Annotated in this window: 7 protein-coding genes; 6 read left to right on the plus strand and 1 reads right to left on the minus strand. The window is 61.9% G+C overall.

From position 1 onward, the window contains the following. Positions 1-182 precede the first annotated feature (182 nt). From IMT31_RS11475 to IMT31_RS11500, 6 genes are all read left to right on the plus strand, one after another. Entirely contained in the window at positions 183-1709 is a 1527-nt protein-coding gene (locus tag IMT31_RS11475) for a SulP family inorganic anion transporter (RefSeq protein ID WP_413542866.1), read from the plus strand. A 610-nt stretch (positions 1710-2319) separates the two neighbouring features. Beyond that, positions 2320-7320: an ATP-binding protein gene (locus tag IMT31_RS11480; RefSeq protein ID WP_345355759.1), complete on the plus strand. Its 5001-nt coding sequence runs from the start codon at positions 2320-2322 to the stop codon at positions 7318-7320. A 560-nt stretch (positions 7321-7880) separates the two neighbouring features. Next, on the plus strand, positions 7881-8522 hold the full coding sequence (locus tag IMT31_RS11485; RefSeq protein WP_345355756.1) for a hypothetical protein: 642 nt from the start codon (positions 7881-7883) through the stop codon (positions 8520-8522). Then, complete coding sequence (locus IMT31_RS11490; RefSeq protein WP_345355753.1) at positions 8519-10114, plus strand: Eco57I restriction-modification methylase domain-containing protein; 1596 nt, start codon at positions 8519-8521, stop codon at positions 10112-10114. Before IMT31_RS11485 ends, IMT31_RS11490 begins: the two co-directional genes overlap by 4 nt. Then, positions 10111-12597 (plus strand): GIY-YIG nuclease family protein, encoded by a 2487-nt coding sequence (locus IMT31_RS11495; RefSeq protein ID WP_413542867.1) that lies wholly within the window; start codon positions 10111-10113, stop codon positions 12595-12597. The genes IMT31_RS11490 and IMT31_RS11495 overlap by 4 nt, the downstream gene beginning before the upstream one ends. Before the next feature lie 259 nt (positions 12598-12856). Further along, the gene (locus IMT31_RS11500) at positions 12857-13912 is read left to right on the plus strand and encodes a restriction endonuclease (protein WP_345355748.1); all 1056 of its coding nucleotides are present in this window, start codon (positions 12857-12859) and stop codon (positions 13910-13912) included. Between the two features lie 84 nt (positions 13913-13996). Here IMT31_RS11500 and IMT31_RS11505 read toward each other — a convergent pair whose 3' ends face one another. Next, the gene (locus IMT31_RS11505) at positions 13997-14866 is read right to left on the minus strand and encodes an Abi family protein (RefSeq protein ID WP_413542868.1); all 870 of its coding nucleotides are present in this window, start codon (positions 14864-14866) and stop codon (positions 13997-13999) included. Positions 14867-15139 lie beyond the last annotated feature (273 nt).

Consider the following 15139-nt stretch of genomic DNA (forward strand, 5'->3'; position numbering starts at 1 on the left):
CGCCCCCTCTCACGAGACCATGAGGGTATGGGTGGCCGCTCAGGCGAACTCTACCCTGACGTTAGGGTAGGGTTGATGGCATCCCCTTCCCGGTGACTACCTGATGTCCCCGCCCTCTGTGTGGTGGTGGCCGCATCCCCGGGCCGGTGTCCTTCTTGTCCACGACCTGATGGGAGACCTACGTGTCCACCACGATCCACTCCGCCCCACCGGCGGACGCCACCCCCGAGGAACGTCAGTCGGTACTGGCCACCGTGCGACGTCCACGCTGGCTCAAGACCGAGGTCCTGGCCGGTCTGATCGTCGCTCTGGCGCTGATCCCCGAGGCCATCGCGTTCTCCTTGATTGCCGGGGTCGATCCGCAGGTGGGACTGTTCGCCGCGGCCACCATGGCCGTGTCCATCTCGTTCCTGGGCGGGCGTCCGGCGATGATCTCGGCGGCAACCGCGGCCACCGCCTTGGTCGTGGCCCCGCTGGTGGCTTCCCATGGGTTGGACTACATGATCGCCGCGGTCATCCTGGCCGGGGTGTTCCAGGTGATCCTGGGGGTTCTGGGAGTGGGGAAGCTGATGCGCTTCATTCCCCGGTCGGTGATGATCGGCTTCGTCAACGCGCTGGCGATTCTGATCTTCACCTCCCAGTTGCCGGACCTGATCGGGGTGCCCTGGCTGGTCTACCCGCTCACCGCTCTGGGGTTGGCGATCATCTACCTGTTGCCGCGGATCACCACCGTGGTTCCGGCCCCGCTGGTATCGATCATCGTCATCACCGCCATCGCGGTGGTCTTCGCCCTGAACCTGCCTACTGTCGGGGACAAGGGCGAGCTGCCGGACGCGCTGCCGACCCTGTTCTTCCCCGACGTGCCGTTCACCGTCGAGACCTTCCAGATCATCGCCCCGTTCGCGTTGGGCATGGCGGCGGTCGGGCTTCTGGAGTCGTTGATGACCGCCAAGCTGGTCGATGACATCACTGACACGCGTTCCTCGAAGGTCCGCGAGTCCTGGGGCCAGGGCGCGGCGAACATCATCAGCGGCTTCTTCGGCGGAATGGGGGGCTGCGCGATGGTGGGACAGACCATGATCAACGTCAAGGCGTCCGGTGCCCGCACCCGGATCTCCACCTTCCTGGCCGGCGTCTTCGTCCTCGTCCTCGCAGTCTCTCTCGGTGACGTGGTCGCCATGGTTCCGATGGCTGCCCTGGTGGCCGTGATGATCTTCGTTTCCATCGCCACCTTCGACTGGCACTCCATCCGCCCCTCGACGCTGAAGATGATGCCCAAGTCCGAGACGGCCGTCATGGTCGTCACGGTCGTCGCCACGGTGGCCACCCACAACCTCGCCGTCGGCGTCGGACTCGGGGTGCTCACCGCGATGGTGCTCTTCACTCGTCGGGTCGCGCACTTCGCCACCGTCACCCGCACGCTCGGTGGCAAGGACGATCAGACCGTGGCCCGATACACGGTCAACGGTGAGCTCTTCTGGGCCTCTTCCAACGACCTGTACACGCAGTTCGAGTACGCCGAAGACCCCCAGCACATTGTCATCGACCTGTCCGGGTCCCACCTGTGGGACGCCTCGACCATTGCGGCGCTGGACTCGGTGGAGGAGAAGTACCGCCACTACGGCAAGCACGTCGAAGTCACCGGACTGAACGAGGCCAGCCGCGCCATGCGCGCCCGCATGACCGGACGACTCGGCGCTGGACACTAGTGGCAGGGTGAGGCACCCGTCCCAGATCACGGCGGAGCAGTTGAAGCCCGCATCGGGCGTCAATGGGTCTACCGGCACTCGAGGCAACGGAAGCGGTCCCACTCAGCGGGGCCGCTTCCGTTTATCCACGCGGATGGTAAGAGATTCGAACTCTTGGTACGGGGTTACCGCACACTGGTTTTCAAGTTTCGGCGACCCCGGAATGGCGGGTTTCTGTCAGCCTGGCGGTGTCCCAAGTTCCCCGGAATCACGCGCCTTTGCAGCTGTCTCGTGCCGACTCGTGATGCGACGTTACTGCGCGTGTGGCCACAGAATGGCCACAGTTGAGACCACAATGCGCCAGGGCTCCCCAAAGCGATGCTCCGTTATCCCGTGCGGCTCGAACGACTAGGGGCGCCCAGCGGTACTGGAGTGGCGTGAGCTCGTACTCCGATGCGGCCCACGTGTCTACCTGAAGCGACTCAGAGTTGCGGTCGACTTCACCGTTGGGGTGGAACGGAATGCGCGACACGATCCCTATGACGCATTCATGGGTGCACGCCGGCTCCCGAGCGTCTTTTGGCAAGTCAGTCGACTATCGAAAGTCCTTCTGGCTTGGGAGACTTAGGTTATGCCACACAACGACGATAAGCGCGAACGTGTCACGCCCGACAATGGCAACGAGATCGCGGTTGTCAGCCCATACGCCGGTGGCGGTGGGGGGAGCACTCTCGGTCACCGGGTCGCAACCAGCTACCTCGCCGACATGCTGCTCGGCGCCGCGCGCCCAGAGACCGGCGAACTGCCCGTGGTGAAAGTGGCTTTCCAGACCAACCCGACCGACCCAGTCGATGATCTGCGCGTGGAGGCCGAGAGAAACGGTGACAGGGCAGTCGTTCACGTCGCAGTTAGGCGCGCCCCCAAGTTCATCAAGAGCGACTCGAAGACCGCGAAGCTAATTGGCACCCTCCTGGACCAGGTCGACACGTTCGAAGACGATGACCGCGCGTATGTTGCCGTCGCTCTGGCAGGAATGACGAACACTCATAGAGAGGTCCAGCGCCTCGCTTCGCTCGCGAGGGACAACTCGACTGAGGCCGAGTTCCACGCACAAGTGCACGAACCGGAGCGCCACGGCGGCTACGCCAACCGGTACGCCCACATCACCGGTCTCGTGAAGAATGCACGACCAGACCCCACTGGGGATGATCTCAGGAGCCTGGTCTGGTCGCTTCTCAAGCGGCTCTGGGTCCTGGACTTCCGCGTCGAGTCCGACGATGAAACGGACTGGGTTGAAATCGGCAATCGGTTGAATCCGCTCGCGCGGGCCGGGAAGAGCGGCTTTGACGTCCGCAACGACCTTCACTCTGCCCAAGCGACCCAGTTCGACCAAAAAGGCACCGCAGTCGACCGCTCCGTCCTCCGGCGCAAGATCCATTCGGTCCTGGATTCTAACGCCGGGAGGTCCCAGGCTGCATGGGAGCGATTACTCCAGGAACAGAACTCGGCGATGGTCGCGGTTCGCCACGAGTTGGCCGAGGCTGTCGAACTGCCGCGCACAAAGCTGCTCGCCGAGGCGCAGGCTGAGCTTGTCATCGCCGGGGCTGCCGGGGGGTCCCTCGTGCTTACGGGTGAGTCGGGAACCGGCAAGAGCTCCCTGACGCTGTCGGCGGCCAGGTCCCTCGCCGCAACCAACCGCGACTTCCAGTATGTAGTCCTCAACTTGCGCAGGACCCGCGACAGTGTGACGGCATTATCAGTAGACCTTGGAATGCCACTCACCGACGTACTCAGCGAGATGTCCGCACCCTCCCGTGTTCTCGTCGTCGATGCAGCAGACGCAGCAGTCGAAGGACGTGGTCCGCTCCTGCGCGAGCTCGCGGCCGCCGCACACGCAGCCGAAGTTGGCTTGGTACTGGTCGCCGCGAACACCGCAGCTGAGGATGCTGCTGGCACACTTGTGGGCATCTACCCGGCACCACGGAGGTTTGAGGTTCCCGGGCTCGACGACAGTGAACTGCGCGTCGTCGGAAAGAAGGTGCCGGCAATCGCCGGCACGCTCCGGAATCTGCCGGTCAAGTCACTGTATCGGCGGATGGCCGTCGTCGACCTATTAGCGCGGACCGGCACAACGGTAACCACGCCGTTGGATGACTGGGGGTGCCTCGAGTTGATTTGGAGGGACCTTATCGGCAGCACAGTGCATGGGAGCTCGGCGACAGCGCGAACCGACGCTCTTCTGGCCATGAGCGAGGCAGAACTCGATTTGCCGGAGGCAGAGAGGTCCTACCCTCGACCTGATCCTGCCGCGCTCGACGCCCTCCGGGCCGACCTCTTGGTGGCGCCAGAGAACCTACGTAAAGCCGAGCCTGAGTTCGCGCACGACGAAATCCGTCGCTTCGCGACGGCCGTCCGTCTAGTACGGGCCGATTCCGTCACAGGGACCTTGAGCGCATCTGGGCCCAAGCGATGGGCCATGTCCGCCGCCAAGCTCGCATGCGAGGGCGAACTAGCTGGTGCAGTCGATCCCAATGAGCAGCTTGCGGCACTGGTGGCCCAGTTCGACGGCCTCGGTGACGAGTCCACCGTCCGTTGGAAAGACGTGCCGCTTGAAGCTGCGCTCGAAATGCCAAACGCGTACGCCCTTCTTCGACACATGCTTGACGCGAGTGCCGCCCATTCGCATGACGTTCTTATGACATTCGTCAGAGTTGTTTCGCTTCACCATCGGCACGACAACATGGTCGATGTGCCACGCGGTGAGCCGGTCGTCCGCCTCCTGATCGAGGAGGTCGACGAACTGTGGCGAAACGACAACGAAGTATTCCGCTTAGTGTGCGAGTGGCTCAACTCCGCCCTCGTTGTCGGGTTGCCCGCGGGCAACCCGACTAGGACGGCCCTAAGGGACCTGTTGCTAGACCACTGGCGGACCCACCATCTACCGACCGCTCCCGCCGACACCTCTATGAGGTCCGACGAAGAGGTCGTGTTCAACGTCTTTGACGGTTACACGAAGAAGAGGGTGCGCCAAGGGGCCCTGAGCTGGCAGATAACTCAAGAGCGGTACATCCAGTTGCTCGCGCTCCTCGGCCCCGATATCAACGATGAAGTGCGCGCCTGCCTGTCGGAGGTGGCTGCAGACTCGCCGTCGAGCCTCCAACCGGCAGTTGACCTCGACTGGAGCGCATGGGGTCTCGGTGCCTATGACCCGAAGTTCCTTCTCCAGCTCACCGAGGCTTATTACATCGATAACCGGGGCAGCGGCGGCAGACGTTGGGACGGCATCCGCGACCACGAGCCACGCGCGTTCCAGAGACTGAACCACCACGAGTATGGGTCGTTCTGGGTCCTGATTCGGATGTGTCCGCACCAAGACTGGGTTCCGGTCGTGAACCGGATGCTGAACCATGCAGCGAACATCAGTTGCCGCGCTGAGGACGGTTCAGGATTTGTCGACCCCGGCTCGAAGTTCACGCTCGCGATCGACGGCACCGAGCAAACCTACGTCGGCGACAGCAATGTGTGGGGCTGGTACCGCGGCAACACCAGCGGGCCATACCCATGCATGAGCGCGCTCCAGGCCGTCGAGCGGTGGGTCGACCGCATGGTTGCCAGCGGGGTTGCCATTGGAGATGTGACGACAGCGCTATTGAATGGGTGCGAGAACCTGGCCATGCCTGCCCTCATTGTCGGAGCTACGATCCGTCACATTAGTGAAGACTCGAAGACGCTCGATCGATACCTCGACGAGCCCCTCATCTGGCAATTCGAGCAATACCGCGTCACCCATGAATCCGTCGGATTCTTGCAAACACCCGATGACGGCATCACCCATCCAGAACGACGCAAGTGGTACCTGCGCGACGTCGTTGTGTTCCTGGTTCTGAACTCCGATGCACAGCGCCAGGCAGAGTTCAAGGAATTGAGCGCGCAACTTGTTGCCAACACTGCTCGTTTCGAGGCCAGCACGTCCACCGTCCGCCGGTGGGCAGCCGCGCTCGATGTGGACAACGTGGAAACCGAGCCCATAGACGGCGGCGTGCTTGTCTCGTTGAAGGAGCCCGAGGACATAGAACAAGAACTCGCTCCAGTACGAGCTGACCTGACTCGCGGCGACCTCCTCATCCGACTCCAGAACAAATACTGGATTCCAGCACGACAGCAAGAGAAGGGCTGGACGCCGCCAACTCCAGTCGAGATTGCGGACGACCTCACACTGGTCAAGGACCTGCACGACGACCCACCCGTTTACGCGGCATCGGATCCGAACCTCGCACTCGCATACATCGCAGCAGCCGCAGTCCGCAGCGCCGCCACAGGCCACCCCGAAGCATTCGGCGAAAACGCTTCCTTCGCCATTACCTCCATCCTCGCCATCCTGCGACAGGCCGCGAACGGCGCCATACACGACATCAACGCGCTCAGATTTGAGAACGACATCGGAACGCGAGGAACCGCGGCCGCAGCAGTCCCGCATCTGGTACTTCCCGAACTGGCCGAGCACCTCGCAATGGCCGGCACGACACCGGGCGATGTCGCAGCGGCCGCCGCGACACTCGGACAGTTCGCGTCGACGGCCACTTGCCTGGAGTTCGCCCGGGGGTGTGGCGCCGTCTGGGTTCATCGGTGCTCAGGCGACCCATGTATCCATCTGACCGCCTATCAGTGGGCGCTTGACCTAGCCCGACTGTGCGAAATCAGCGAGTTCGACGAAGAGCTTCAGCAATTTCCCCAGGTCGCCGTGACCGGGGACCTGATGGCTCGGGTTCCGGAGATTCGGCCGGATCGACTCGACACATCTCGCCTCAGCGCGACCATTCGGGCGCTAGGGCGCGCTGCCTCGTCAAGCGCCTGCGTCGCGGAGGTCGCCCAACGGGACCTGGAAGCGCTCCTGCAGGCGCAGGCACGCGCCATGGTCACTCAGGAACTGTCTGAATACGCCCACCTCATTGACCACCACGGCGCCCAGACCATGTCCGCGGCACGGGCACTGCTACACAACCGGTTGCGTGCGGACGGAACCGACGACCTGCTGCTTGAGTACGTCAAAGTCCTCGCCCCCGCCAGCCACGTATTCAGCGCGTTCCTACGGGACTTGGCAGAAGTCGGAGCGGAGACCCAAGAGCTCGCTGACGCCGCGGGAGGAGTGTGGCCGACCCTATTCGCACATGTCTTGGACCAACTGGATGCGAATAGGGCCGTCTACGACCAATCCGACAGCTTCCAGGACTACGCGTTGAGCCACCTCCTCCCGAACCACCCTGGGACTGCTCAGTCACTGCATAACGAGTTCGGTCGCCACCCTTTCACGTGGGTGAAAACCGACGAGCTCGTGTCGTTCATTCCGCGGTGGCTTCCATACGCGGCCGGCAGGTCCTCATGCCTACTCGAGCTCATCAGGTTTCTGCGCCAGCTACCTATCGAGATGCAGTTGAGTGACGGTCTGGCCTGGCTCGGCGAACTGTGCCTTGCACAAACCGATCGTCAGCTAGCCTCCTATGCGCCGATGGACGAGTGGCTGATTGAGATCAAGCCCGAGGCCGATGCGCGAGGAGCTGGAAGCACTTGGCTCAACCTCGTTGACCGTCTGGTGTACGCGGGCAACAGGGCCCTCGCAGCGTACTCACGCTGAATAAAAGAAGAAGCGGTTATCGCGGAGCAAAGCCGCCTGTCTGAGCCCAGCTCAATGCCCGGCCCCTGGCTACTCGTGTGCGGCAGCCTGTGGACCGGCTAGACGTTGAATCGCAATGTATGACGGTCTTCCCACGAACATCGTCGAGCGGGTTCCGGCTCCTGTCAGTCGGGGCGCTCTGGATCCTCGCCACCCGTTGATAGTTTCTGAGAAATGCGGCGTACGTTCCGCTTGAGAATCCTCTGGCGAACACCCTGACGGTCGTCACTTCTGCCGAGCAGTCCCCAGAAGCACCGTCTCCTGAGACCGCTGCCTCCTTCGACCGGAAGGGACGTTTGATGCGACTCGGAAAAGTAGCACGTCCTGCGCCAGCGCTGTCTGTGGTCTGCGGAGAAAGGCAACAAGGAGTGCGACTTCCAGTGAGTCGTGCCATCTTCGAATCCTCAAGCGGATATAACCGAGCGCAAACCACCATTTGTCACTGCAATACGCGCCTGGTCTGGGGCGGACGTGATTGATTGGCACAATGGATTGTTGAACCCACCGTGAATTGAGGAACCATGATGCAGATCAAGACCCGCCAGCGGGTGCGCGACCTCGCCGAGGTCTACACCCACACTCGCGAAGTGATGGCGATGCTCGACTTGGTCCCCGACATGTTCCCCAGCGTGGACGATCCCAACAACACTGATCGCAAGTTCTTCGAGCCGGCAGCGGGTTCAGGCAATTTTCTCGAAGAGGTCCTGCGCCGCAAGCTCGCCTTCATCACCGCAGACCGTTACCGCTCCGCCCTCATGTATGAGCACCGGCTGCTGCGCGCCCTGGCCTCGATCTATGCCGTCGACATCGATCCCGATAATGTCGACGAGTCTAAAGACCGGATGAAGCACTTGATGCAGTCACACCTCGACAACGACCTCAACACGAAGGTGCCGACGCCCGGTTTCGCCAGCGCGGTCGACGCGATCCTCGAGACCAATATCGTCCTGGCGAACACGTTGACGGATCTCGACTCCATCGAGTGGGTCGATTACCGCGCCAGCCGCAATGGCACGTTCCTGCGTGAGTGGTCGACAGTTGGCGCACAGAGGGAGCAGCTCGACCTGTTCTGGGCGCCCAAGGTCGACGAGGTGCCGGTCCATTACTCTGTGCTTGCTGATCACCCCAATCCTGTGGTGGCCCCGAAGGGGGCGCGAGGATGACCGCCACACGTTTCGGGCAGCACGTCCCCGACATCCTCGACTGCCTTTCTCAGCTGTCCAACTCGGCGGTGCCAACTCCGCCGAAGCTGGCCCGGGCCATGCTTGATCTGTTGCCTGATGAGGTGTGGAGCAGGCCAGATTTCGTGTGGCTTGACCCATGCAGCAAGTCTGGAGTCTTCCTACGGGAGATCGCCACGAGACTATTCGATGGCCTCGCCGAGTGGGAGCCCGACTTCCTCAAGCGCCGCGAGCACATCTTCCGCAACATGCTGTTCGGAGCTTCGACCACGGAGATGACCGGAATCATCTCGCGCCGCAGCGTGTACTGCTCTGCGGATGCGGCAGGCAGCCACAGCGTGGTGCGCTTCGGCGACCCCCAGGGCAATCTTCCGTTCGTCGCAGCCCGGCACGACTTCGACGCGAAGGGGAAGTGCCGTCTGTGCAACGCCCCCCAAGACCTCGAACGCGGAGACACCCGCGAGAACTACGCCTACGCGTTCATCCATGGCACCTACCCCACCGAAGAGATGGCCAACATGAAATTCGACGTGATTGTCGGTAATCCGCCGTACCAGATCGATTCTGACGGCAACACGCGGACCATGCCGATCTACCAGAAGTTTGTCGACCAGGCCATCGGTCTCGACCCGCGCTACGTTCTGATGATCACCCCCTCGCGCTGGTTCGCCGGTGGCCTCGGACTCGACGACTTTCGCACGCGCATGATCGCCGACCGCCACCTGGCCAAGCTCGTCGACAACCCCAAGCTTTTCGACTGCTTCCCCGGTGTCGAGATCAAGGGTGGGGTCAGCTACTTTCTTTGGGATCGCGACCACAATGGCGACTGCGAGTTCTCCACGCGAATCAACGGCCGAATCATGTCAACGATGACCCGAGACCTTCGTGACGGTGACGGAGTCCTGATGCGTGACAACCGGGCCGCCTCAATCGTCAAGAAGGTGCGGGGTGCTGGACTTCCGTCGGTGGAAAACCGATTTGCGCCCCAGGTCCCTTTCGGGCTGCGGACCAACTTTAAGGACTCGGCCGACGCGTCGTTCCCCGGCAGTATCCCCGTCATCTACGGCTCCAAGATCGGGTATGTCCGCCCTGACCAGCTCGAACGCCTTCACGACTGGGTAGACCGTTGGAAGGTTTTGATTCCGATGGCCGGAGACGGACACGGACGCGAAGTGTCCTACGTTCTTGGGGAGCCCATTGCAGTCGCTCCTGGCTCGGCTTGCACGCAGACTTATCTGATCGCGGGGGCATTCGACAGCCGCGAAGAGACCGAGAACTACGCCAACTACATGGCGACCCGGCTGTACCGATTTCTGGTGCTTCAGCGCAAGATCACTCAGCACTTGACACCCGAGCGTTTCCGCTTCGTGCCCATGCTGGACATGACGCGTGGCTGGACCGATGAGGATCTCTATGACCTCTTCGACCTCAGTGACGAGGAACGCGACTACATCGAGGCGACTATCATGCCGCGCGGCGTAAACCTCTCTCTCGACTCACCTCTCCCTGCCAGCCACCTGCCCGGCGGATCGAAGTACCGACCTGGTGTCGATGAGCCGGAGGTCGAAGAGTGACCAACCGCATTTACGTTTACACCGTCGTTGGCAAGGATGCCGAGCCGTGGGAGCGCACCGATGGCTCGAGGCTGATCATGGGAGCGGGGCTGCTGAAAGTGGGGCAAACCACTAAGGGGACGGCCCGCGCCCGCATCCGCCAACAGCTCAACACCGCCTACCCGGGTCTGAAGGGCGTCTCGATCCTGTATGACGAGCCTGCGATCAACATTCACGGCGAGCACTTCTCTGACCATGATGTGCATGCGGCTTTGGTCGCGGCGGGCATCAACCGCACCGGTGGTGAGTGGTTTGAGGCCACCTTGGATGAGGTCCTGGCTGCGATTCAGACCGTGCGCTCGGGCATCGCCTACCAGCCCAAGCGCATCCAGTCCTTCTGTATGCGCCCCGAGCAGTGTGCGGCAGTCGAGATGACCGCTGCCTACTTCCGCAACCACGCCGGCAGCAACAAGGCGCCCAAGTTTCTATGGAACGCAAAGATGCGCTTTGGCAAGACTTTCTCGACCTACCAGCTCGCCAAGGAGATGGGCTGGCAGCGCGTGCTCGTGCTCACCTTCAAGCCCGCCGTGGCCACCGCCTGGCACGATGACCTGATTTCCCACGTCGACTTTGATGGTTGGCGCTACGTGGACAAGGAGTCCAGCGAAGCCGAGCGCGACGCCGCCGCGGACTACCCTGACCCCGTGGTGTGGTTCGCCTCGCTCCAAGATCTTGGCGGCCGCGACCCGGACGGCAACATCAAGGCCAAGAATGAGGTCATCCACCTCATTGACTGGGACGCCATCGTCCTGGACGAGTACCACTTCGGTGCCTGGCGAGACTCCGCCCGCGCCCTCTACGACCCCACCGACACGGCTGAGCCGGAACTGGAGGAACCCGACGAGCAGGTCACTGACGAGGACCTCGCTGAGGAGCTGGAGGTCAGAGCCAAGCATTACCTGTACCTGTCCGGCACGCCGTTTCGGGCGATCACCGACGGTGAGTTCACCGAGGACGCGATCTTCAACTGGACCTACGTCGACGAGCAGCGCGAGAAGGCCGAGTGGGACGAGGCCGAGGGCCCCAATCCCTACATCACGCTGCCCCAGATGCAGATGTACTCCTACGACATGGGCAAGACCGCCGAGGACTACGCCGAGGACGGTGAGTTCAACGGCTTCAGCCTCAATGAGTTCTTCAAGGCCAGCAAGACCGACGACGGCTTCAAGTTCGAGCGCCCCGACGAGGTGGCCGACTTCCTGGAGATGCTGCGGGGCAAGCTCTCGGAGCAGATGAAACTCCAGGTGCTCACTCAGGACAAGCCGCCGTTCCCCTACGAAGCTGTTCGGTTCAAGTCCGCCATCAAGCACTCGGTCTGGTACATGAACACCGTCGCTGCCTGCTTTGCCATGGCCGAGCTGCTGAAGCAGCACCCGTTCTTCTCCCAATTCGAGATCGTGGTGGCTGCGGGCAGCAAGGCGGGGCAGGGTATGGCCGCCCTGCCGCCCGTCGAGCGCGCCATCGAAGACGTCAAGAAAGGCGACAGCGTCGGCTCGATCACCCTGTCGGTCGGCAAGTTGATGACCGGCGTCACCGTCCCCGAGTGGGGCGCGATCTTCATGCTCCGGTCACTAAAGAGCCCGGAGTCCTACTTCCAGGCCGCGTTCCGCGTTCAGTCCCCATGGGCCTACCGCGACGCCGAAGGCAACCTCGACCTGCGCAAGCCGACCTGTTATGTCTTCGAGTTCGACCCCAACCGCGCCCTATCACTGGTCGCGGAATACGGCTCCAAGCTCGCCACCACCGGCGACACAACGCCGTCCCAGGCGATCGGTGAGCTGATCAACTACCTGCCGATCTTCGGCTTCACCGGGGGAGCGATGACCCAGCTCGACGCCACCGCGGTACTCGACTGGGCCAGCGCCGGGGTTGGCGCTGCGGCGCTGGCCCGCCGCTGGAACTCGCCACTGCTCGTCGACGTCAATGAACACACGCTCTCCGCCGTGCTCGATCAACCGGCCCTGATGGAGGCCCTGGAAAACGTCGAGGATTTCCGCGCTTTGGTCGATAACGCCCATACCGTCATCACAAACACCAAGGACCTGAAGAAGGCCAAGCGCAAGCAGGACGGCAAGCTCACTCCGGGGCAGAAGAAGCAACAGTCCGAGACAGCCAAAAAACGCGCCGAGATCCGAGAGAAGCTCCAGAAGTTCCTCGCCAAGATCCCGGTATTCATGTACGCAACCGACTTCCGAGAAGAAGCCCTCAAGCACGTCATCGAGTCACTCGACTCGGAACTGTTCGAGCGCGTCACCGGCCTGAGTGTGACGGACTTCAAAATGCTGAACGATCTTGGGCTGTTCAACGCCCAGCACATGAACCACGCCATCTACCAGTTCAAGCGCTTCGAGTCCGCCAGCCTCGACTACGCCCTAACCGACGAGGAACGCGTGCACCGCCACCAGCACGAACAGATCGGTCTGTGGGACACCGTGACTGTCTAAGAACCCTGCATGACGCTCGACGACGCTGCTCCGTCAACTTGTCGGACCTCGGTGAGCCCGGCCGAACGGCACGCGATGATGGCGCAGGCCTCCATACCTACCTTCACGACCAGGCCGGAGCAAGACTGGGTCGGCGGAGCCCGCTTCCAAGACCGCCGAGGTAGTGGCAGGTGCGCGGAATGGAGCCTCGTCCCGAGCCCTGTTGCACGTACAGTGGAATTTGAGTCCCCTTCCCGATCGAACGGACGGAGCTGATCGCTTGAAGGCCTGGGTTGTCCGCGCCGGACTGCACGGTGAGCACGAGAAGTGGAACATCGACAATGGTCGGGTCACCATCGGATGGAGCGAGGTCGGAGACATTGGCGCCTGCCAGTCCCGCCAGGACGTTCGGGACCTGCTCACCAAGGTCTACCCAGCGGACCCGGAAGGCCGAATTAGCAACTACACCAGCCAGCTGTGGTCCTTCCGGAACCGTATCAAGGTCGGTGACCTCATCGTCATGCCGCTGAAGACCCAACCAGGCTACATCCGGTTCGGCTCGGTCTCCGGAGAATACGGATACGACGCCGAAAATCCGAACGGGGACCGGCGCAAGTACCTGCCCGTGCAGTGGAATGCTGAGCCCGTGTCCAAGACGGGGATCGAGGCGGACCTCATGTACTCGCTGAACGCCATCATGACGGTATTCAGCCCCTCCCGGAATGACGCCGTGAACCGGTTGGTGACAATCGCGAAGACCGGCGTCGACCCCGGCAACCCGTACGAGGTTTCCACCGCTACAGCGGCCGGCGACAATCGAGACGACAGTGAGGACGAGGTCACCGACCCGCACACCGCCCCGACCTTGGAAGCGATCCGCGACCGCATCAGATCGCACATCACTGAGCATTTCAAGGAACACGAGCTAACCGGGCTGGTCGCAGACATCCTCTCCGCGCACGGATTCCAGTGCGAGGTATCCCCGCCCGGCCCGGACGGCGGCGTGGACATCATCGCCGGGATGGGCCCACTGGGGTTGGACTCACCCACCGTCGTGGTGGAGGTCAAGTCCGAACCGGGGGCCATCGACTCTCGGGTCGTCCGCGGCCTGCATTCGGCCCGGGTCCAGCACAACGCTGATCAGGCTCTTTTGGTCGCTTGGGGCGGGGTGACCAAGCCGGCACGCCAGGAGTTCCGGCGTGACCGGACGTTCTTCCGGATCTGGGATGGCGAGGAACTGCTGAACGAACTGCTCAGCACGTATGAGCACTTGCCGGCAGAGACTCGCGCCAGAATCCCGCTTCAGCAGGCTTGGGTCTTGGACGATGACGGCTAGTAGAACTTGGTTTGGTTGGTCCGGGGCGTTGGCAGTAAGGGCAGTGACCGAGCAGGGTAATAGAATGGGCCCCATCCCACAGATCTACTTAGCGAAGGGCCTATAAATGCCTGACGAGTACGTTGAAGAAGAATCTAAATGAGCATCTACTTCGTCAGCCCACACTTGGTTTCCACTGATTGACTTCAATAGCTCTTTCATCGCGATTATGGCTGCATATGGTCCCTGAGGATCGAAGTTGATTCCGCGCGGACGCAGTTTCCTGTTGGTGGGACACTGGATGTCAAGCTTCCGATGCCAGATCTGGGCATGGTGGGCGCAGACGTTTCGCAGGACTGCTAAGGAGTGAATGGTCGACTGGAAACCTGCCCACTTCACTGAGTAGGAACTAGCGACCGCCCGCGCGGGGTAGTCGTCTTGGAGGTACTGAACCATTTTGGCAATGGAGCCAAACGACAAAACCTCGACAGCTACCCAAACTGGCACATCTTCCAGAGAACCGGAGTCAGCCGTATACCGCGCAATGGTGGGCGACTTCGATCGACGCAGGTCGCGCTCTAGACCCTCCAAAAACTCATCCATGCGGGGCATAATCGGCAGATAGCTATCGGGGTCTAGATAAAACGCCGTCTCGCCGTGGGTGTCGCCCAGTTCATGGGCGAAGCGCGCACGGACCGACAATTCAATGGTTCTCAGACCGTCGCTAAGAATGCGTCGCATTCTCGAGTCTCGTTCGATGACATCTAAGATGTCCGAGAAGGTCGTACCATCCTGGAACTGGTCGACACCGTGAGCTGGATTCTGCTGCCATTGGCGCGCATACCCCGTAAACCGGTAATAGTTGAAGTCATAGAGGAACTTCTCCGCGCCGCTTTCGTCGTCGAGGTCCAGCATGCGGCCTCTAAGTATTTCAATCAGCGCAGTGATGCTCTTGAAGGGCTTTTCCCGTTTCACTTGGGCATTGTACAAAAAACTGGCCCCTCCTATTTCAGGAAGCCTTGCGGCTCTAGCCTTGGAGGGGCGCTGTTGACTCCAGTGTATCTCCTGACGCCTGCCGCTCCAAGCCGCGAAATCTGCGTCAGCAGGCTGCAAGTCTGCATGCCCCCTAAGCTAAATTGCGAGGGCGCCAGCCAAAGCCACCGCGGCCGCGCTCGACACATGTCCCTTCCCTAAGGGTCACGAGCGAAACATGGAATCAGTCAGCACACCTCTGGCACCAAGGTGCAC

The sequence above is a fragment of the Citricoccus nitrophenolicus genome (assembly GCF_047305825.1).
Classification (GTDB): Bacteria; Actinomycetota; Actinomycetes; order Actinomycetales; family Micrococcaceae; genus Citricoccus; species Citricoccus nitrophenolicus.

What these genes read in the sequence shown, in the direction of transcription:
- IMT31_RS11480 (WP_345355759.1), top strand. Translation starts at nt 2,320, where the DNA reads ATGCCACACAACGACGATAAGCGCGAACGTGTCACGCCCGACAATGGC.
- IMT31_RS11485 (WP_345355756.1), top strand. Translation starts at nt 7,881, where the DNA reads ATGATGCAGATCAAGACCCGCCAGCGGGTGCGCGACCTCGCCGAGGTC.
- IMT31_RS11490 (WP_345355753.1), top strand. Translation starts at nt 8,519, where the DNA reads ATGACCGCCACACGTTTCGGGCAGCACGTCCCCGACATCCTCGACTGC.